Raw genomic sequence first — 18,804 nt, forward strand, 5'->3', positions numbered from 1 at the left:
CGTGTGCTGCGATCATGGCGGCGAGCGCTGTACGAGGGCATCGTGCAGCGGGTCTGGTCGCGCTGGTTCAGCGGATAGGTCGACCTATACCTCGGTATAGTTCGGGAGAGATTGTCCCCATCGCGGGCGCTATTCCTTGCAAACGCAGGCGCTCATTGCGAACGTTGGCGCGCTTACCGAGTGAGCGCGACAACGCTGGAATCGGTACCGGCAGTCGCCGGCACCGGAAGCGTGAAGCGAAAATGCGCGCCGCCATTTGGACGATTCGCGCCCAAAATGCTGCCTCCGTGCGCCCTAATGATCGACTGGCAGATCGCGAGGCCGATGCCAATTCCTGCATCCTTGGTGCTGAAGAAGCTGTCGAAGATGCGCCCGAGGTCTCCGGTGGCGATACCCGGCCCATTGTCCAAGACGGAGAAGCCGACCGAGCCTTCTTGGGTGACCGATGTCTGGACGTCGATTCGACGTGTCGGTTGACCGGAGTGCACGATGGCCTGGACGCTGTTGACGAGCAGATTGATAATCACCTGCTGCAGCTGAATCCGGTCACCAATCACCTGGGGAAGCCCAGATGCAAACGTCGTCGACAAGGCAATTGATTTTGATTCAATGTCGTGGCGAATGAATAACAGCGCTTCTTTCGCGACGTCATTGATATCCATGAGCCGCTTCTCTGGTTCATGCTTCGCCGCCATGCCTCGTATGCGATGAATGATGTCGCTCGCGCGCCGCGCATTCGCCACGATTCGGGACGTGAGCTGGGTGACCTTTTCGATGTTTTGATCTGCGCGCGCCAGCCACCTCAAGCTTGCCTCACCATTGGTCACGATGGCCGTAAGCGGCTGATTGATCTCATGCGCGATCGAAGCTCCGAGCTCCCCAAGAGTTGCGATGCGGCCAGCATGCGCGAAATCAGCTTGCAGTTTCCGAAGTTGCCGTTCGGCGTTCAAGCGCTCACTGATGTCCTGGATGGTGATGAAGGTGTTGTCGAGTTGCTCGGGGGGCACAGGATATGTGACCGTGAACAGGACATCGATGAGCGAACCGTCGAATGCACGGATCCTGGTCTCCTCTATGAGATTGCGTCGACCTTCAAAGTGAGCCACCATGACCCGCTCGGCGAGCCCCGGGACGGCGGCAAACAGGTATCGAACCGGTTTGATTAGGTCGGCGGGATTGTGTGCCCGAAACAGTGAGACTGCATCGTGGTTGACGTCCGTCACACGAACGACGTCCTTGGCGTGCTCGATAAGATCAGGGTGTGTCGCCAGATAGGCAGCAATATCGCGAACACCCTTCGCCTTCAGATCGTCGAAGACCTCGCCCGCGCGCCGGGAGTCGACCTGCCAGAGAGCCGTCGGTAGATACTGAATGAGCTTGCGATATCGACCCTCGCTCGCCTGCAACTCCCAGGACGTGCGGTCATCATCGATCGCGCCGTTGATCGTAACAAGCACGGTGCCCGGCGGCTTCGGGTCCGCAGAATGCCAGGCCCTGATGATGGGGTTGCGTATCGCGCCGCTCAGGACCATTCTGCGGATCTCGAGGCGCGAGCGGCCTGTGGCAACGTCTTCGATTAGTCCGGCCAGGATTGAGCGGCTTTCAGCCGGCCAGAACGTACCGATTGGTTGACCGATCATCTGCTCGTGCCCTGCATGTGCCCCGAACATGCGAACCGCTCGATCATTGACAGCCAGAATTCGAGTGGCGGTAAGCAGTCCGTTGACCCAGTCCGGATGCTGATCAAGGTCGATAGCGGCTCCGCGGCGCCTGTGCTTCGCGATTGCATCGAGCAGGGGCCGGGCCGGCGAGGCATCAAGCTCCCAAGCAGCGGCCAGAGATCCCTGCAACTCGGCATCCATGCGCAGGTATGCTGCTTCGGTTAGTGGTCCTGCATTTCGGCCACACTCAACGATGTCAAGGACCGCGCCGGTTGCGTCTCGTCGCACCACCTGCCGTACGGCCGCCGCAATCTCGACTCCGGCCAGGCTACGCCGAAAGACGAGACCCTCCCATCGACCTTCGCGCAGCAGTATCTCGATGTGATCGATACCGGAGTGGCCGCGCGAGCCGATCTCTGCCATGCGTCGACCCACCATCGCCATGGAGGGCCAGCCATACAGGATTTCCGATGCGGCATTCCAGTACTGGATCACACCGTGCAGGTTGCTGACGATGATGCTTTCGGACACAAGGTCAGCCAGTTCCGTGCCGAGAGCAGAGGCAACGAGATTCGGCTGGCCGCCTTGCGATATCTGTCGGGCGAGATTAGTCATCTGATGTTGGATCCCGTCGCTCGTTGCGTCGCGAGCGGCCTGCGCAGTTCATTGCGTTCTGCAGGAGATGAAAGAGCACCTCATCATTGACCGGCTTGGTCAGGCAGGCATAGGCACCGCCCCTCAGTGCGCGAGCCTCTGTCGCCGGACTTGTGTCGGCGGTGACAAAAATGACCGGCATTGACGAGCCCAGCTCCCGTAATCGCTCTTGTAGTTCGAGCCCGCTCCGGCCGGGCATGCTCACATCCGTGATCAGGCAATCGAAGCGGCCCGGCACAAATTCGGCCATGAAAGCCTCCGCCCGATCAAACGAGCGACACGCAACGTCGAGGACCAGGAGGAGATCGCAAAGAGCCTCTCGTACAGCTTGGTCGTCATCTACGATGGCAACTAAGGGTGTTTTGGACAAACAGATGTCTTTCGCTGGCATGGCCCGGCGACCATCTGCCCATTGTTGATCGGGTTGTACCTATTCCTTGGTGTAGGCTGGGTAGCTACCTCCCGCGAAGTTCCGCGGGAAGTGCTTCCCAAATCCGGATCAAGTCTCCGACGGACGTTGCTTGCAGCTTTCTCGTCGCGTTGCCGCGATGCAATTTCACAGTGATCTCGCTGATGCCGAGATCAAAGGCGATCTGCTTGTTGAGGCGGCCCCTTGCTACCTCGCCCAGGACTTCACGTTCGCGCGGTGTCAGCGTTGCGAAGCGGGCGGCGTGTTGCGCTATGCGCCTGGCCGCGGCTCTTTGCGAGACATCCTTCTCGATCGCCGCCGCGACGGCGTCGAGGAGCGTCTGGTCTCTGACTGGCTTCGTCAGGAAGTCGACGGCTCCCGCCTTCATTGCCTGGACGGTCATGGCGATATCGCCATGACCCGTGAGGAAAATGATCGGTTTCGTGTTGCCGTTCAATGCCAGACGCTGTTGCAGATCTAGCCCGCTTGTTCCCGGCATGCGAACATCGAGAATCAGGCAGCCGGGGCGCTCCGGAAGATCGGCGCGCAACAATTCCTGCGTCGAGCCAAAGCAGCACGCGTCGATGCCGACCGACAGCAAAAGCTCCCGAAGCGCCGACCGGATCTCCTCATCGTCGTCTACGATCAAAGCAAGTGGGCGGTCTGCAGTTTTGGTATTGAGAGTCATAGGTAAGCGCGCTAGGTGCGATGAAGGCTGCGAGCCCGTGGATACGGTTGCCCTAAGCATTTGCGTGGCCTCCTGATCGCTTCTACCCCGCGGTCTTTCGCTGCTTCTTCGGCAAATGCCCGTAAAGGTCCATGTCATGACACGGCCGTCACGGTCACTTGGCTTCTGCGGCTTGTTTCTAGGGCTCGCAGGGCGCCCGCGTCTTTCCCAAAGCCGTCATGTCTTGCCTCATTCCGTGCCAAACGAGGACCGTGCGACCACGGGTCACGGGATCACGTGTGCTTGCGAATAGTGGCGACCTGCGCTCCGATTCCACCCCAAGTTCCTAGCGGCAGTTGATTGGGTCAACCCTATTGAAATTGCTTCGGAATCCGTTACGAATTGCGCGACGATTTGCCCTCACGAAAAGTTGCGCATCGCCGGGTCGCCGTGGACAGCCGCTTGCCTATTTCCGATAATGCACCGCAAAATTCGCAGGGCGATCAGCGCCTGCGGTCTAACCTTCCGGATCAACTCAAATGGCACAGGCCGGCGTCTACGGATCGAGGCTCGGACGACCCCTGCAGGCGAAGAACGCACCTTCGCTGATTGCACGTACGCTGCGCAGTTCCGAGCTGGCGGTGACCGAAACCCGAAATGACAACCCGGTGCCGAGCCTTTCCGGTTCGCTGCCCTCAGAAGACGCCTACCTCGTCAGCCTCAAATTTCGTGATTATCCGGACTGCGAGTGCTGGGAGCGGGGCCGATGCGTTACCAAGACGAATGTCCACGCCGGCGCGACCTATCTCTACGATTTGAAGCGAGATCCGCGCTATGTCATCGACAAGCCGTTTCACTCCCTCTTTTTCTATCTTCCGCGCTCAGCCCTTGACGACATTGCGAGGCAGGCCGGCGCACCGCGCATTGGCGAGCTTGCCTATGCGCCCGGTATAGGCCACGACGACGCAGTCGTCCGTAATCTCGGCGCGTCGCTCGTTGAAGCTTTGCGTCGAGCGGACGAGACCAACCAGCTTTTCGTCGACCACATGTTGCACGCACTTACTGCGCACGTCGCTCAAACCTACGGTGGCCTTCGGCGTCGCGCCAAGACGATCCGCGGCGGCCTCGCTCCGTGGCAGTTAGACCGCGCTTGCGATATGCTCGATGCCGATCTCGCCGGAAAAACTCCTTTACGGCAGATCGCAGCTGAGTTTGATCTTTCGGTCGATCATTTCTCGCGGGCGTTCCGAATCTCCACTGGCCTGCCGCCGCATAGATGGCTACTTCGCCGGCGGGTGAAGACGGCCGAGCAGTTGATGACCATCCGCGATCTGCCGCTGTCCGAGGTTGCGAAATCGGCTGGGTTCGCCAATCAGAGCCACTTTACGAGGGTATTTTCAGCAATGGTCGGCGTCAGTCCGGGAGCATGGCGCCGAGGAGTGCGAGGCGCGTCGGAAAGTGACGGGTAATCCGGGTTACGCAAGACGGTCTGCGACCTACACAACGCAACGTATGCATGGCTAGGCCGACCCTCATGACGATAATCCCGGCGAGCAGCACCAATTCCTATTAAGACGCCCCCGGCACGCCTATCCGCAGGGCTTTGCCACGGGGAGCCGGCACACCGAGATCGTGATCGGAACGGCGAACACCGCGATCCTGCTCACCTCCAGCTTCCTGGTCGCCTGGGCGGTCGAGATCTTCGCGGCGGAAACGCGCAGGTTGACCGCTGGGCTGCTTGCCGCCGCGATCTGCCTCGGGCTTGCCTTCATCGCGCTGAAGGGCATCGAGTATCACGGGGAGTACGAGGAACATCTCGTGCCGGGCATCGATTTCCGCTTCACAGGGGACCTCGCCAACGGCGTCCAGCTGTTCTTCATTTTCTACTTCATCGCGACTGCGATCCACGCCCTCCACATGATCATCGGCATCGGGCTGTTGGCGGCGCTCGCGCTGCTTTGCCGTGGCGCCCCTTCGACCCGACACCGCGCGGCACTACATAGCGCGGTCGGCAGCGCTTCGTCACGATCGGTCCTCACGGCGCGCGTGGACACCCGAGCTGGCACGCAAGGAAGCCAAGCGGCTCTTGGGCCTTGTTGCCAACGGCAGAGACCCCGCGGACGAGAAAGCCAAGGCACGCCTGCAGGCGGCCGACACACTTTCGGTAATCGCGGATCAATATCTCCCGAATGAAGAAAGGCTGAAGCCCCGAACCTATTCGGAAGTCGAACGCTACTTGTTGGTCAGCTGGAAACCCCTGCATCCGGTCTCGGTTTTCCAAATCACCCGCCGTCATATCTCGGCTCGTATCGCTGACATCGTCTCAGTTCACGGAGCGGTCTCAGCGGCCCGCGCTCGGACAGTCCTGTCCTCAATGTTCAACTGGGCAATACGCGAGGGCCTCGACATTGCCGCGTACCCGGTTCTCGGCACCAATCGACCCGCGCAGTCGAGAAGCCGCGAACGGGTCCTCACGGAGACGGAGCTATCAGCCATTTGGCAGGCCTGTGGCGATGACGATTACGGACGCATCGTGCGCCTGTTGCTACTCACAGCCCTACGTCGTGATGAAGTAGGCAGTATGCAATGGGCCGAGCTTGATACTAATTCGGGACTCTGCACGCTGCCAGCCACCCGAACCAAGAACCATGGCGAGCACTTGCTGCCATTGGTTCCCGCCGCCTTGGCCCTAGTCCCACTCCGCCGAGATGGCCGAGACTTCCACTTTGGTGACGGACCCCGACGCAGCGGTGACCCGCATCGCGGATTCTCCGGCTGGTCAAAGTCGAAGTCGGCACTTGATGCGCGCATTGCGGAAGCCTTGGGCGAACCCCTACCCCATTGGACCGTTCACGATCTTCGCAGATCGGCGTCCACTGTGATGGCCGACCGGCTTGGCGTGTTGCCACACATCGTGGAGGCGATCCAAACCACGTCAGCGGCCACCGGGCGGGCGTTGCTGGTGTATATAACCGCGCGCCGTACGCGGCCGAGATTGCGCGAGGCGCTCGAACGCTGGGCAGAACACGTCGCGGCCTTACCAGCCCAAAAGCCGGGGCGTGCCGGCGCCGGCTCTCGTCCGGATTTCTTCCACGGGGCAGCCGGGGTTCATTCCTAGTTCAAGCTAGCCGGCGAGGGGGCGGGGTCGGTTGCTCCTATCTGGGACTTACGAAGGGACGGCGCTTTTCGGCCCCCTTAGTCGGAAGCGGCAAATCGCGGCAAAGACCTGTTCGCCTAACCTAAGACCAAAGGAGCCTCGTAGGATCAAACAACAGTCCCGGGCGTTGAACAAGTCGAGCCCGAAGATGAGGTTCGGCAATGATCAATATGCGAGAGCGGAGGAGATCGCCTGTAGGCGCGGAAGGCGGAAGCGAAGGAAGCATTGAGTGACCACGCCAAAGCGCAAAAAGCATTCCACGAAAACAGCGAAAGGCTGAAGCGGAGCGCTTGGCCCGGGAAGCCAAGAGTGGAGCGCGTCCGGTCGGAAAGCGTTATGGTAAGGCGCACGAATTAGACAATGTACAAAGACGCGATCATGGACGAGCTGCGACAAGAGCTCGATGTGGTTGAAGGCGAAAAGCGTCTTGCGGACCTCGAGGCGCTTTTATTCGAATTGAAGCGGCGGAAATTTATTCGAATTGAAGCGGCGGAAAGAAGACACTCCGAGGGCGCAAGCCGAGCTGGAGGCGATGCGTAAAAATCAGCTCGACCGCGAGCAGCACCGTCAACGGCTGCTTTCGCTTCTGCATCCGTAGTGCACAAGGATTTTCCGATGACCCCACCAGAACGCCGCGACATGCCCTGGATCGTTGCGGCTGCCGTTTTGGCCTTCGTCCTAGCGGTCGTGGCGGGAGGACTCACGTATTTCCGTTAGCCGCGCGTTGCCACTCTTGGCAGGACACTCCATCACTCCCCTCGCCCGCCAATCTCGCGCTCTGCCCGCCGGAAATCAGGCCGCAGCCTCCGCAGACCCAAACTTAATTGTTGAGCTTACCTCTCGCGAGCTAGACTGCTGCCGGAAGTCCATCAGCCCATCAACAGCCATCCGATGCTAATGATGAGTGCGATGAACGAAGCGCCGGCAAGGCCAAGGAAGCTATAGTCCACTGCGTCCCAGTGATCCTGTCTGAACACGGGCGGTCTCGCCTCAGATAACCGGCCCCAGTGCCCCCGGGGAGAGCACTGAGGCCGATATGTTAGTCCCACTCCTCGTCGTACCGAATCTTAAACTGCGATAATTGTGAATTGTTCCACGAACGAAAATGCCCCAGCGTTGGGGAAAACGCTGGGGCCGTGGGCCTTCCGTTCATACTGTCCGAATGCGGTTCGGGGGGCTGATGATTGCCGCATTCGTCAGACAAACAAGCTTCGGCCACGTTCGTTCCTAACCGCGCCAAAGGAAACGACACCAGCACCTCTGGGGGCCTAGAGGCCGGTGCTGGGCCATCATTTGATCCGCCGATCTTCTTATTGTCGGCAGCTTCGATACTGCGCGCTCTCCAACTTTCTCGCATAGCGGATGGCAACGGTGCCCTAGTTCTACAGCGCGAGTGTCCTAACTGAGACTGGACTTAGAGCCGCCGGTCGTTAGCGCTTCCTGTCCCGGCTGACCTCAAACAGAAAGCGAACGGCCATCAGCGGGCCAGCTTCGTCGCGGACACCGATTTCCATCTGTTCGATCCCGCTGCGGATGACCGAGGACGCGGCATCCCGGGCCATACTCCCTAAAGCTCGCCCGGCTTCATTCTGCGCGGCCTCAAAGTCTCGGAGTTCCATGCCTTCCTCGTCGACCGTAATTCCGTGGCTATCTTTGAGGTCGAAATAGTATCTGGGCATCAGACACTCGCTCTTCCGAAAAGCCCAAAGCAAAAAGGCGGGGTGCGTTCCCAGGTCTGTTTTGAAATGGCGAGTGGCTTATCTCGACCAGCACGAGAAGATCAGATCCGATGCTTTAGGAGGACAAGGCGAGACCGGCCGAGTGTTCGGCCCGGCTTCGAGTACGCTAAGGACTAGGGCTGGCTCGAGTCCCACGAGAGTGGGACATTCGTGAGGATGACTCACCGGCAGATCCTAAATGCGTGCGGCATGCGAGGAACCATCGAGGGGACGGAAGCATCTAATTGACGCTTCTGGTCAGCAAGAGCCCCCCGACTGCCAGAAGAAAACCCGTAGCACCCGGGTTGGCGGCCCCCAGGTTGGGGCCGCTTGCTGGGCTGGTTTTTACAGATGGTGATTGCAATGGAACTTATTGGACGCCCGATGCGAGGCCGGTTTCTCGTTCGAAGAGGAAGCACTGATTGGATGGTCTACGACAGCGAACTCAAAGGTCCAGCTCAAATACGGAAAGACGGTCCCTTCGCAGAGAAGCTGACCAAAGAACAAGCTGAGAATTTAGCGGAGTTGCTGTCGAACCAGCGAACTGAGATCGGCAAAAGGCGCTCCTGATATCCAGAAATGGCCTCAGCGCGGTCAACCGCGCCGAGGCCGAGTGCCATAATTACCTCACACCAAAACCAGTGCTCAGCCGTTTGGTTCCTTGGAGCATAACCAAAAGAGAAACGGCCAGCACCCTTGGAGGTGGTGCTGAGGCCGTTTCCATTCCGAGGTCGCCGAGCCGCCGCTGTCGCTAATTGGGCGAGCCCCCCGGGCCTAAAAAGGATGTCCTTAAATGAAATCGCCCTACCCGGTGCCGGGATGATCGAATCAAAGCTGAGCCAGACAATTAACCTAAGTGAATAGATCGGCCGATTCACATTTGTGATTTCAAGAAGCCGCCGATCATGCGGGGATGGGCCGCCCGTCCAAGGAACGTGTACGCGAGGTCATCTGGGAGGTCGACGCGCTGGACCTGCCCGATGGTGCGCATTGGGCCCTGATCCATGAGAAGCTGAATCTCCGCCACGGCGAGGTGTTCGACTACATCGCCGACGATCCGGCGTCCTTCGGCGCCAAGCCGGTACCGGACCACGGAGACAGGCGTAGGAGCGGGCACTCGAACGAACAGAGCGTGGAACCCCAGACACAGTCCATATCGTCGTTGGATCGGTCTCGATCGCGATTACCATCCTGCTGCTGATAATCGTTTTCGGTGTGTAAATTGAAACGGCCCAAAGAAACGGCTCCAGTCTGTCAGGGCTGGAGCCGCTCAAGTCTGGAAAGAAACGCCGATGGCCCCGGGGCCGGACCATGCGCAGAATCCAAGCCAGGCCACGTGGCGTCGTTCCTAACGAAGGTGGTCTCGTGCTGATTGCTAACGATGGTGCGGATCGTCCTGCTTAAGCAAGGTCCTCACTCGTTTCCGTTCTTCGGTCATTGTCGGGAGGCGAAGGCCAAGGCCGCGGGCGCGGCCGAAAATGGAGTTGAGAGGACGCTTCAGCACAACTGCGATGCGGTTCGCGCTGACTCAGGCAGCGACCATAGATTTCAGGCGTTCGATTTCTTCAGGTGCCCATCTTTTGCGGCGCATCCGTTTCAATCATTTGCCGATCGATCGCGAAGATCAACTGCCCGATGATCCACCAGGAACGGCGACGCTGGACGAATACTAAGTCGGCCTCCAGTACGCGAAAGATCACTGCTGGCTAGAGTACCACGAGAGCGGGACGTTCGTGCGGATGCTGCCGGTCAGCAAAGACCTGTTTGCGTAATCCCTTCGAGCTACCCACTCAGCGATGCTGTTGGGCATGAACCTTCGACCCGCTTCCGCGTCCTCATAGCGTCAGGATTTTGCACCTTCCTTCCTGGGGCTAGAGTCAACGCCGACCGCAAGTGTTTTAAGCGGTCGGCGTTCTGTTGCGGACTCGCAAAAAGAAGTCGGCCCCACCGCCTTGGAAACGCGCTGAAGCCACCTTTGTCCCACTCCTCGTTAGAGCGAGACTTCAACCGCGCTGGTCGCCCCTCGTTCCGCAAAGAAAAGGCTCCAGCGAGGGGACTGTGGCTGGAGCCTCCAGATTCAACGGCAACCGCTGGAGCATCGTAGCCAGCGGGACCGTGCTAGGGCTGAAAAACTAGGAAATGAAAATCACCTGCCCGTTTGGCGATGAAACCCGGAAATATATGTTCCGAAAATAACGCAGGTGAGTTTTGGCGCTTAAGCGTATCACGTTCTGTACCAATTTTGTTGCAGCCGGATCGCGCCCGCAGGTCAACAGCCAGATCTCCAGCGAGAGGACATGCCTCATTAAACTCGGAGAACATTCGGCTGGCTTAGTCGTCGAAATGAGAGGCCGATCCAATGCCCGACAACGCTCCGAAAGAGAAGACCTGTCCGAAGTGCATGCATTCCGGACGAGAGGTCCGATTCTTCAAAGCGTGCTCGATCCTAAGCGGGGATGCAGCGTTCGCGTCTGCCCGACCCGGCTCATCTCCGTAGGGGGATCCCGACCGCCGAGGGCGCCACACATAGACCGCGGCATACTCGCGCTTCCGCAGAAGATCGCGAACAGGCTTGGTGTAGTCGGCAGGATCGATCATCGGCGCCCCTCGAAGCGAGCCGCCTTATGCTGCCATCGTCCTTCATCCAGCCGACGCCGCCAACCGCGGCGCCCGCTCCGGCCATCGTGGGGTGCCCGAGCCACGCCGGCCAATCGGCGACGATCTCGGCCTGGGCGATCTCTCGAGCGGTTGGCACGATCGGACATGGCTTTCATTGTAGCCGTAAGCTAGCGTCGCATCCTCGGTTGCCCCGCTCCAGACCTGCGAGACGTTCAGTCATCGCATCTTGCTGTCGCCGAGCGCATCTAAGACGACGATCGCACGCCTGATGGCGACCTTCAGAATGGCGTGCTATTGTTTTGGGGGCATCGGACGACCCCATTTCGCGCTCGGCCGTCAGCCTAGGAACGGCACCGCACGGTGCGCGTTGACTCTGCGCTGGAAGGCCAGGAGCACTCCGGTGCCCATAACGATGATATGCCCCAAGGACCTTGAGCTCATCGCGTTGCGAGAAATCCGCAGCCTGCCCGGCGGAGAATACGTCTGCCATATCGAAATTGAACCGACCGACACGGACTGGACCCTCGTGGCGGTCGTTCGTGATGGCGCCGACAACGACCGCATCCACGAAGCTGCAACAGCCACCACAAACAGGCTGAAGCAGCGATATTTGGTACGATTCGATTGGTGAGCGCATGCACTGGCGATGGGTCATGAGCCGACGGGCTCCGCAACACCGGTCGCCATCGAGTGCGACTTTGGGCGGCCCTTCAACGACCGCGCGTGTACTTCGCGCAAACACCTGAGGCGCGCGGCCTAGCAACCAAGCGACAGCGCTCTCCTCGCGGATGACAACCTAAGCCGCCGAAGTGTATCGCTCGCCATCTGCTTTCGCATCAGGTGTGTGGCTTTGCCAGGCCGCAAATCGGCTTAAGCATGATGAGCTGCCGCAGCGTCAGGTGAGAGCAGGAAGCCCAGTTCGATTGGATTTCATGTCGGAAGGACGATTTCGCAAACGAGCCCCTCCGCGCGCCACTCGAAGAGCACCTTCCCGCCAAGCGGGCTGATCGTTCCTTCGATGAGGCGGCTACCAAATCCCTTGCGCCGAGGCGCATTTATCCGCGGTCCGCCCATTTCAGTCCAGCGGAGCGTCAACCGTCTATCCTCGGTCTGCGACCAGGCCAATTCTATCCGTCCACTCGCGATAGATAGCGCTCCATATTTTGTGGCATTGGTAGCGAGTTCATGCAGAACCACCGCGATCGCCTGCGCAGCGGCGGGCTCTAACATGGTTTGCAAACCGTCCATCACAATCCGCTTCTCGTCACCCTCTTCGAGATAAGGAGCAAACTCTTGCTTGGCGATCGCCGAGACTTCGGCTCCTATCCACCGCGTCTCAACAAACAGCGAATGAACATTTGCCATCGCTTGGATGCGCCCGCTGATTGCTTCCTTCAGACCCTCCGCGGTATCGGATTGAGAAAGATTGATGATTGCCTGTACGTTTGAGAGGATGTTCTTGCTTCGGTGCTCCGCCTCGCGCGCCAAAATGCTAATATGCTCCTGATTGCGTTTCTGCTGGGTGATATCTCTGGCGATCTTTGATGCGCCGACTATGTTGCCGTGGGCATCTTTGACAGGAGAAACAGTCAGCGAAACGACAATTGAGCTGCCATCCCGACGGCGCCGGACGGTCTCAAAATGGTCGATGCGCTCACCTCGTCGGATTCGGGTTAGAATCTCCCGTTCTTCGCTGAGCCGATCCTCCGGGATCAGGAGTGTAATGGGCTGCCCAATCGCCTCGGTTGCCGCATATCCGAAGATGCGCTCGGCTGCCTTATTCCAGCTTGTAATGATGCCATCTAGATTCTTGCTTATAATCGCGTCGTCGCTGGTCTCAACTATGGAGGCCAGCAGATTGGCCAAGCGCTCGGCGCGTTCCAGAGGCCGCTCGCTGACAAGAGGCTGTGGTTGAAGTCCCGACTTGTTTTTAGACGCCAAAAGAATCCCCAAAAGATGCTGCACTGCCGTTGGTGCCCTAATCATAGCACCAAACACACAGGCTGCGATGGCTCGGGTGACAGCTCCGGTTTAAACTCAGTTGACACTCCGGTCTGCGCCCAACTTCGGGCAAGTCCGTGCGGCGCGCATCTGCGAAGGACGGTGAGGCATCAATTAGGGTTTATCCGACGAAGGCGCTCTGGACATTTGTCAAAACATCAAGGCTTTCGAATCGTTAAGGATTTCTGCGCGAGGAGCCTAGCCCGGCTAAGTACATTTATCTTGAAGATGATAGCAACCAGCGTCGGGCCTCCGAATTGGAGGGCATGGCAGAGTCGTTCGGCAACAAGTTCACGGTCGTCGAAGTGTCTGCAGACGACACAAGGGCGACGCAAATCTGGATTGCGCGCGCCAAGCCGCGTCAAGCGATTACGTTGATACTCGCTTCCGTTCCGGAAGGTTGGACTGCCGAAGTTCTGGATATCAGCGTGACGTCAGAGCAGCAGAAACTGCTCGAGGAACTCAATCTTCAGCCTGGAGACGTGCACAAGATCAGCTGACCGGATAAAGCCGCTGAGTGATGGGGGTTCAAGCTATTGAATGGTTTGATGGAAGAACGGATGGCGTCTCGGGCGCAAGCCGCTAATGCTTGTTCGGTGCCTCGCTGTCCACCACGTGGCCAACATCAGGCGCCTCGATGCCCGCGTCAATCTCGTCCGACCGATTGCAAGCGCAGGGCATGCCGGCGCCGCATCGGTATCCGCCGGGGTCGGCAGTCCAGGCCAGGTGCGGATGGCTTTCGCACACCCAGCCGAGACCATGGCAAACGGGGCAGTTGGGGTTGATCACAGCGTGTCGGGGGTCCGCAGCGGCGAGGACTTATCCTCGTTCAATAGATCCTGCTCGGCCAAGTGCCAAAACTCTTGGTCTCGTCCTTCCGGTTTTCCCGCTTTCTCCCATAGCTCGTAGGCGCGGGCGGCAACGGCCTCGTCAATGCGTTTGTTCATGCGGCCTCTCGCCTGGTCGCCCGATAGAAGTCGATGGCGCGGTTCGCCAACATCAGCTTGCGTCGTTCCCCAGCGAGAGCCATTCGGCCAACAATACTCACAAGAAATTGGCTGGTCTCGTAGCCGTTGATGATCTCGCCAGAGCGTTCGAGGAAATCCCAAGCGATCTGCACAGACTCTTCCACGAGGATATGTACTTCACTCATGAGTTTAGAACGCGGCTTAAAAGGCGCCGTTCCTAAAGCAAAGGGCCCCCGCCGGATACGGGGGCCCTGAGAACCTGGAGGGAGGAGATTCCTCCAAGCCCTATTTCGGCGACTGTAGTCCCGGTGAACTCATCCACTCACCAAGGTGGGCTGCCGTATCAGCCTGCCGGGCCTTCTTCACGAGCTGGTCTCGCTCAGCACCTGGCGGCATCTGACTGGCTTGTTCACGGCTATCGGCCGCGAACTTCCTGAGCCGCTCCTGAAGCGTTTCTGTTTGTTTGAACCGACGCCGTTTCTTCATGGCGTGCTCCCTGCTTGTGTATGGCGGGAGCGCTGTGATGGGCGTTCTCATCACCGGAAGTTACCCTTGGCCGCACGATGATGGATAAAACGTAATATCGGTACACGATACTTTCTACAACGTATGTTACTTTCTTGAAATTTCCCTTGACGAGCTCGCGCGCAGCAAGCCCTCGGACGTTATGTCGCGGTATTCGATTTCCGCTGTAAAAACAGGCTCAACCCACGTTGCCTTCGATTTCCTGAGCGGCTTACTCAATTTGCTCTTTGGACTAACTATGCTGTCTAGTGCTTTGCGGATTTTGCTGGATGTCGTTCGATTCCAGCCCGTCCCGACCTTGCCCATGTAGACCAGGTTATGCGCGGCAAGTGTACCGATGGAGCCTGTGCCCTCAAGGCGACGCTACTTCCTTGCCTGGAGTGTCGTCCCGCAGCTTGCGGGATGACGCTCTGGGCAGGAACCCGTCGCCGGCTCGCCGCTTATCTTCCGGCCCTCGCCGAAGAGGATATAGCCTCGTGATCGACGACCTCTGGTACAAGAATGGCGTGATCTATTGCCTGTCCGTTGGCACCTACATGGATGCCAACGGCGATGGAGTCGGCGATTTCAACGGCCTGCTGCGGCGTCTGGATTACCTGGACGGGCTCGGCATCACCACGATCTGGTTGATGCCATTTCAGACTTCGCCCAACAGAGACGGCGGCTACGACATTTCGGACTATTACGGCGTCGACCCGCGCTACGGCACGCTGGGCGATTTTGTCGAATTCACCCATGGCTGCCAGCAACGCGGCATTCGCGTGATCATTGACCTCGTCGTCAATCACACCTCGGATCAACACGCCTGGTTCAAGTCGGCACGGAGCTCGAAGGACTCGCCCTTCCGCGACTGGTATGTCTGGTCGGACAGCAAGCCGGCCAACGCCAACACGGGCATGGTGTTTCCCGGCGTTCAGAAAACGACCTGGACGCGCGACAAGCAGGCGGGCGCCTGGTACTTTCATCGCTTCTACGATTTCCAGCCGGACCTCAACACATCGAACCCGCACGTGCAGGCCGAGATCCTCAAGATCATGGGGTTCTGGATCCAGCTCGGCGTCTCGGGCTTCCGCATGGACGCCGTGCCTTTCGTGATCGCGACCAAGGGCACATCGGTGCGCAAGCCGGTCGAGCAATATGACATGCTGCGATCGTTTCGCGAATTCCTGCAATGGCGTCAGGGCAACGCGATCATCCTCGCCGAAGCCAACGTGCCGCCCGAGACGGATATGGAGTATTTCGGGCGCGACGGCGACCGCATGCAGATGATGTTCAACTTCCACGTCAATCAACATCTGTTTTACGCGCTGGCATCGGCCGACACAAAACCGCTGGCGAAGGCACTGACGGCGACCAAGCCACGGCCCGCGACCGCGCAATGGGGCCTGTTCTTGCGCAATCACGACGAGCTCGACCTCGGCCGCCTCACCAAGGCGCAGCGCGAGACGGTCTTCAAGGCATTCGGTCCGGACAAGAGCATGCAACTCTACGACCGCGGCATCCGTCGGCGCCTTGCGCCCATGCTGGGCGGCGACAGGCGGCGCCTGGAGCTCGCTTACAGTCTGATGTGCACGCTTCCCGGCACGCCCGTAATCCGCTACGGCGATGAGCTCGGCATGGGCGATAATCTCGACTTGCCGGAGCGCACTTGCGCACGCACGCCGATGCAATGGTCGACCGAGCCGCACGGCGGCTTTACCGAGAGCGATCGGCCATGTGTGCCTGTGATCGACGAGGGTCCCTATGGCTATGAACACGTCAACGCAGCCAAGCAGCGCCGCGATCCGAATTCGATGCTGAACTGGACCGAGCGCATTATCCGTATGCGCAAGGAAGTCCCCGAGATCGGCTGGGGAGACTTCAAGGTTGTTAGTACCCGAAATCCTGCCGTACTGGTCATTCGTTACGACTGGCGTAACAACTCGGTATTGTTCGTGCATAATTTCGCGGAAAAGCCGCTCGAGGTCTCGTTCAATGTCGGGCTGCCTGACGACGCCGGCAATCTTCTCGTGAACCTCCTGACCGAGGATCACAGCCGCGCCGACGATGCCGGGCGTCACAAGCTCCTGATCGAGGCCTACGGCTATCGCTGGTACCGGGTCGGCGGGCTCGACTACCTGCTCAAGCGCAGCGACATTGACACCAACGAGCCGCGCACAGCACGTTAGTCGTCCTGAAGCGGCCCCAGGATCACGCCCTCGTTGGCGCGCAGGTCGAGGACGCCTTCGCATTCCAGTGCACGCCACCGCCCCCGACCCCATTGGGCGGCATGAACGCGCCCCAGCTGCGGATCGGCAGCGCTGTCTGGCTCACCTTGTTGCGGAACGTGAAGGTGGTCTGGTCCGGACGGAGAAACAACTCATGGCGAGAGCTGCGATTACGGCCCCTGTTCCTTGGCGCCCTTGATGTAGGGACCGAGCGTGTATGGCGCCATAGCCGCCCCTGAGCTGCCGATCGATGAACACGGCGCAACCGGCTTCCTTGCCGCCCGGTGTCTCGGGATCGGGCGGGATGATCCGGTCGACGATCGCTTCCATCGCCCGCGCCTCGTCAGCGGTGAAGAATTGCCATCGACCCAGGCGTTCGATCTCCGGCGCCGAATTCAGGTGTGGCGCCCACGGCACGCGGTCGTGGATCAGCGCACCCGGCTCAGCGAGGTCGTGCTTACCAAGGAGGCTGCAAGCGAAAGCAGGAATGATCGACGCCGCATGGAAAGGCCTATCGCGCCATTTTCCGGCAACGTGAGCGCCGTTCGCTGGTTCCTATGCTGCGGCTGTTACGTGAAGATGCCTTCGGACTATGCGGATTCCAAGTTCCACCGATTGCATCCGCATCAGTCGTTGAGGCTCCACATCCGAAGGATGTCGGCTGTGGACGCGACCTCGATTTGAATGCTGAACCGTTGGGCGTAAAGCTGCAACAGCGCGTCATGGCTCTGATCTGAAGAACTGCAAAGCGCGTCCTCTGCCATGATGACCCGGTATCCTATGTCGATCGCCGCCAGCACGGTGGCGAGCACGCAAACATCGGTTTCGCCGCCCGAGACGATGATCGTATCCACTCCATGTGCGTCCAGATGGGCTTGCAGGCGCCCATTGCCGAATGCGTTGTAGATCTGACGGTCGATAATGGCCGCCGGCGGCACAAAGGCGGCGAGCGGGGGCACCAGCTCGATCAACCCGGGATCAAGCCGCTCACGGGTTACGCATTCCCATTTCTCGTAATAGGGCCGCCATATCCCGCGCGCGTCGTACTTTGAGCGCGGTGGAATAAAGCGGGTGAAGACGGTGCGCTCAGGGGCGTGCCGCGCCAGCTCAACCATGCGCGGCAGCACGCGGTCCATCCACGGCGTAGCCCAAGGCGCCCCCGGCTCGAATAGCCGCTGCATGTCGACGCAGAGATGCACCGCATGGAAACCAGGTGGACTGAGAAGCTGTCCCATCGCTCCGACCTGCTTGTACCGGCATCAACAGCCGCGAATCGGCTCACGATCCGGCTCAGGCGCGGCGCAAGCAAAAAGGCCTCGCCGAGGCGAGGCCTGAGGTGCGTATGGTCACCACTTCTGGCGACCGTACCAGTCGTTGACTTCTTTTGCGGCCTGATCCTTGGCATAGCCGTAGCGCTGCTGGAGACGGCCTTCGAGCTGGTCCTGCTTGCCGGCGATGACGTCGAGGTCGTCGTCGGTCAGCTTGCCCCACTGCTCCTTGACCTTGCCCTTCATCTGCTTCCAGTTGCCTTCGACACGATTCCAATCCATCGCGGTTCTCCGTTGAAAGATGAGCCCCTCCAACGGCTGCGCCGACACTTCGTTCCTTGAGGGCCTTGCGGCAAAGCCACGCAATCGCCGATCACCGACGCGCCAACGCAGATAGGAACGAGGCGCCCGAAAGCAGGTTGTGGGTGCGTATCAACCCGCAGTTACGGAGCCAGCCCATGCCGGAGAAAGACCTCAGCGCCCTCTTCCTCGATACCCTCAAGGACATCTACTACGCCGAAAAGCAGATCCTCAAGACGTTGCCACGGATGGCCAAGGCCGCTGGCTCCGACGATCTGCGAGCAGCCTTTGAAAAGCATCACGACGAAACCGAAGGCCAGATCGAGCGGCTCGAGCAGATCTTCGATCTGATGGGCAAGCCGGCGCGCGGCAAGAAATGCGATGCCATCGAGGGGATCATCGACGAAGGCAAGGAGATCATGGAGGAGTACGCCGGCACGCCGGCGCTCGACGCGGGCCTGCTATCGGCGGCCCAGGCGGTCGAGCACTACGAGATCGCCCGTTACGGCACATTGAAGGCCTGGGCGGCCCGGCTCAGCATGAAGGACGCCGTCAAGCTCATCGACCAAACATTGGCCGAGGAGAAGAAGACCGACGAGACCCTGACCAAGCTCGCGGTCAGCGCTATCAATGCCGAGGCAGCCTGAGGA

22 protein-coding genes are annotated in these 18,804 nt (G+C 59.6%); 9 read left to right on the forward strand and 13 right to left on the reverse strand.

Going from position 1 to position 18,804, the window contains the following annotated elements; all coding sequences use genetic code 11:
* Positions 1-173: 173 nt before the first annotated feature.
* The 3 genes from AKN84_RS11775 to AKN84_RS11785 all read right to left on the reverse strand — a co-directional run bounded on the left by AKN84_RS11775 (position 174) and on the right by AKN84_RS11785 (position 3,412).
* On the reverse strand, positions 174-2,276 hold the full coding sequence (locus tag AKN84_RS11775) for a PAS domain-containing sensor histidine kinase (protein ID WP_050420876.1): 2,103 nt from the start codon (positions 2,274-2,276) through the stop codon (positions 174-176).
* Positions 2,269-2,706 (reverse strand): response regulator transcription factor, encoded by a 438-nt coding sequence (locus AKN84_RS11780; RefSeq protein WP_050420877.1) that lies wholly within the window; start codon positions 2,704-2,706, stop codon positions 2,269-2,271. The genes AKN84_RS11775 and AKN84_RS11780 overlap by 8 nt, the downstream gene beginning before the upstream one ends.
* Positions 2,707-2,770: 64 nt before the next feature.
* On the reverse strand, positions 2,771-3,412 hold the full coding sequence (locus AKN84_RS11785; protein WP_050420878.1) for a response regulator transcription factor: 642 nt from the start codon (positions 3,410-3,412) through the stop codon (positions 2,771-2,773).
* A gap of 518 nt (positions 3,413-3,930) precedes the next feature.
* Here AKN84_RS11785 and AKN84_RS11790 point away from each other — a divergent pair.
* On the forward strand, positions 3,931-4,860 hold the full coding sequence (locus AKN84_RS11790; protein WP_050420879.1) for a helix-turn-helix domain-containing protein: 930 nt from the start codon (positions 3,931-3,933) through the stop codon (positions 4,858-4,860).
* A gap of 100 nt (positions 4,861-4,960) precedes the next feature.
* Here AKN84_RS11790 and AKN84_RS47745 read toward each other — a convergent pair whose 3' ends face one another.
* Entirely contained in the window at positions 4,961-5,299 is a 339-nt protein-coding gene (locus tag AKN84_RS47745; protein WP_162240867.1) for a hypothetical protein, read from the reverse strand.
* Positions 5,300-5,477: 178 nt separating this feature from the next.
* On the opposite strand from AKN84_RS47745, the gene AKN84_RS45045 reads away from it, so the two are divergent.
* Both AKN84_RS45045 and AKN84_RS45050 read left to right on the forward strand, forming a co-directional pair.
* Positions 5,478-6,509, forward strand: a complete 1,032-nt coding sequence (locus tag AKN84_RS45045; protein WP_244485042.1) for a tyrosine-type recombinase/integrase — start codon at positions 5,478-5,480, stop codon at positions 6,507-6,509.
* Positions 6,510-6,908: 399 nt separating this feature from the next.
* Complete coding sequence (locus AKN84_RS45050) at positions 6,909-7,088, forward strand: hypothetical protein (protein ID WP_244485043.1); 180 nt, start codon at positions 6,909-6,911, stop codon at positions 7,086-7,088.
* An 890-nt stretch (positions 7,089-7,978) separates the two neighbouring features.
* Here the strand turns inward: AKN84_RS45050 and AKN84_RS11805 are convergent.
* Positions 7,979-8,227 (reverse strand): DUF6894 family protein, encoded by a 249-nt coding sequence (locus AKN84_RS11805; RefSeq protein ID WP_050420980.1) that lies wholly within the window; start codon positions 8,225-8,227, stop codon positions 7,979-7,981.
* Between the two features lie 369 nt (positions 8,228-8,596).
* Here AKN84_RS11805 and AKN84_RS11810 point away from each other — a divergent pair, with 369 nt between their 5' ends.
* The 3 genes from AKN84_RS11810 (at position 8,597) to AKN84_RS45055 (ending at position 11,516) form a co-directional block, all read left to right on the forward strand.
* Positions 8,597-8,836, forward strand: coding sequence for a hypothetical protein (locus AKN84_RS11810; RefSeq protein WP_244485044.1), 240 nt, complete (start codon positions 8,597-8,599; stop codon positions 8,834-8,836).
* 941 nt (positions 8,837-9,777) lie between these two features.
* A complete protein-coding gene (locus tag AKN84_RS47290) occupies positions 9,778-9,939 on the forward strand; it encodes a hypothetical protein (RefSeq protein ID WP_157863284.1) in 162 nt (53 codons plus the stop codon).
* A gap of 1,346 nt (positions 9,940-11,285) precedes the next feature.
* Complete coding sequence (locus AKN84_RS45055) at positions 11,286-11,516, forward strand: hypothetical protein (protein WP_128970691.1); 231 nt, start codon at positions 11,286-11,288, stop codon at positions 11,514-11,516.
* Positions 11,517-11,815: 299 nt separating this feature from the next.
* Here AKN84_RS45055 and AKN84_RS11825 read toward each other — a convergent pair whose 3' ends face one another.
* A complete protein-coding gene (locus AKN84_RS11825) occupies positions 11,816-12,850 on the reverse strand; it encodes a PAS domain S-box protein (protein WP_050420981.1) in 1,035 nt (344 codons plus the stop codon).
* Between the two features lie 302 nt (positions 12,851-13,152).
* Between AKN84_RS11825 and AKN84_RS11830 the strand changes: the two genes are divergently transcribed.
* Positions 13,153-13,386 carry a hypothetical protein gene (locus tag AKN84_RS11830; RefSeq protein ID WP_050420885.1) on the forward strand — a complete coding sequence of 78 codons (234 nt, stop codon included), beginning with the start codon at positions 13,153-13,155 and terminating at the stop codon, positions 13,384-13,386.
* Between the two features lie 285 nt (positions 13,387-13,671).
* Here AKN84_RS11830 and AKN84_RS45060 read toward each other — a convergent pair whose 3' ends face one another.
* The 4 genes from AKN84_RS45060 to AKN84_RS45065 all read right to left on the reverse strand — a co-directional run bounded on the left by AKN84_RS45060 (position 13,672) and on the right by AKN84_RS45065 (position 14,718).
* On the reverse strand, positions 13,672-13,833 hold the full coding sequence (locus AKN84_RS45060) for a DUF2934 domain-containing protein (protein WP_128970692.1): 162 nt from the start codon (positions 13,831-13,833) through the stop codon (positions 13,672-13,674).
* A complete protein-coding gene (locus AKN84_RS11840) occupies positions 13,830-14,039 on the reverse strand; it encodes a hypothetical protein (protein ID WP_050420887.1) in 210 nt (69 codons plus the stop codon). Before AKN84_RS11840 ends, AKN84_RS45060 begins: the two co-directional genes overlap by 4 nt.
* Before the next feature lie 100 nt (positions 14,040-14,139).
* Positions 14,140-14,340, reverse strand: coding sequence for a hypothetical protein (locus AKN84_RS11845; protein ID WP_050420982.1), 201 nt, complete (start codon positions 14,338-14,340; stop codon positions 14,140-14,142).
* A 126-nt stretch (positions 14,341-14,466) separates the two neighbouring features.
* The gene (locus AKN84_RS45065; RefSeq protein ID WP_283805507.1) at positions 14,467-14,718 is read right to left on the reverse strand and encodes an ATP dependent DNA ligase; all 252 of its coding nucleotides are present in this window, start codon (positions 14,716-14,718) and stop codon (positions 14,467-14,469) included.
* 137 nt (positions 14,719-14,855) lie between these two features.
* Here AKN84_RS45065 and AKN84_RS11850 point away from each other — a divergent pair, with 137 nt between their 5' ends.
* A complete protein-coding gene (locus tag AKN84_RS11850; protein ID WP_050420888.1) occupies positions 14,856-16,547 on the forward strand; it encodes an alpha-amylase family protein in 1,692 nt (563 codons plus the stop codon).
* A gap of 141 nt (positions 16,548-16,688) precedes the next feature.
* Here AKN84_RS11850 and AKN84_RS48900 read toward each other — a convergent pair whose 3' ends face one another.
* The 3 genes from AKN84_RS48900 to AKN84_RS11860 all read right to left on the reverse strand — a co-directional run bounded on the left by AKN84_RS48900 (position 16,689) and on the right by AKN84_RS11860 (position 18,136).
* Positions 16,689-17,003, reverse strand: coding sequence for a gluconate 2-dehydrogenase subunit 3 family protein (locus AKN84_RS48900; RefSeq protein WP_283805506.1), 315 nt, complete (start codon positions 17,001-17,003; stop codon positions 16,689-16,691).
* Positions 17,004-17,212: 209 nt separating this feature from the next.
* Complete coding sequence (locus AKN84_RS11855; protein WP_050420889.1) at positions 17,213-17,821, reverse strand: cysteine hydrolase family protein; 609 nt, start codon at positions 17,819-17,821, stop codon at positions 17,213-17,215.
* 111 nt (positions 17,822-17,932) lie between these two features.
* The gene (locus tag AKN84_RS11860) at positions 17,933-18,136 is read right to left on the reverse strand and encodes a CsbD family protein (protein WP_050420890.1); all 204 of its coding nucleotides are present in this window, start codon (positions 18,134-18,136) and stop codon (positions 17,933-17,935) included.
* Positions 18,137-18,312: 176 nt separating this feature from the next.
* Between AKN84_RS11860 and AKN84_RS11865 the strand changes: the two genes are divergently transcribed.
* On the forward strand, positions 18,313-18,801 hold the full coding sequence (locus AKN84_RS11865) for a YciE/YciF ferroxidase family protein (protein ID WP_050420891.1): 489 nt from the start codon (positions 18,313-18,315) through the stop codon (positions 18,799-18,801).
* The last annotated feature ends 3 nt before the right edge of the window (positions 18,802-18,804 follow it).

The organism is Bradyrhizobium tropiciagri (assembly GCF_001189845.1).
In the GTDB taxonomy this organism is placed as follows: Bacteria; Pseudomonadota; Alphaproteobacteria; order Rhizobiales; family Xanthobacteraceae; genus Bradyrhizobium; species Bradyrhizobium tropiciagri.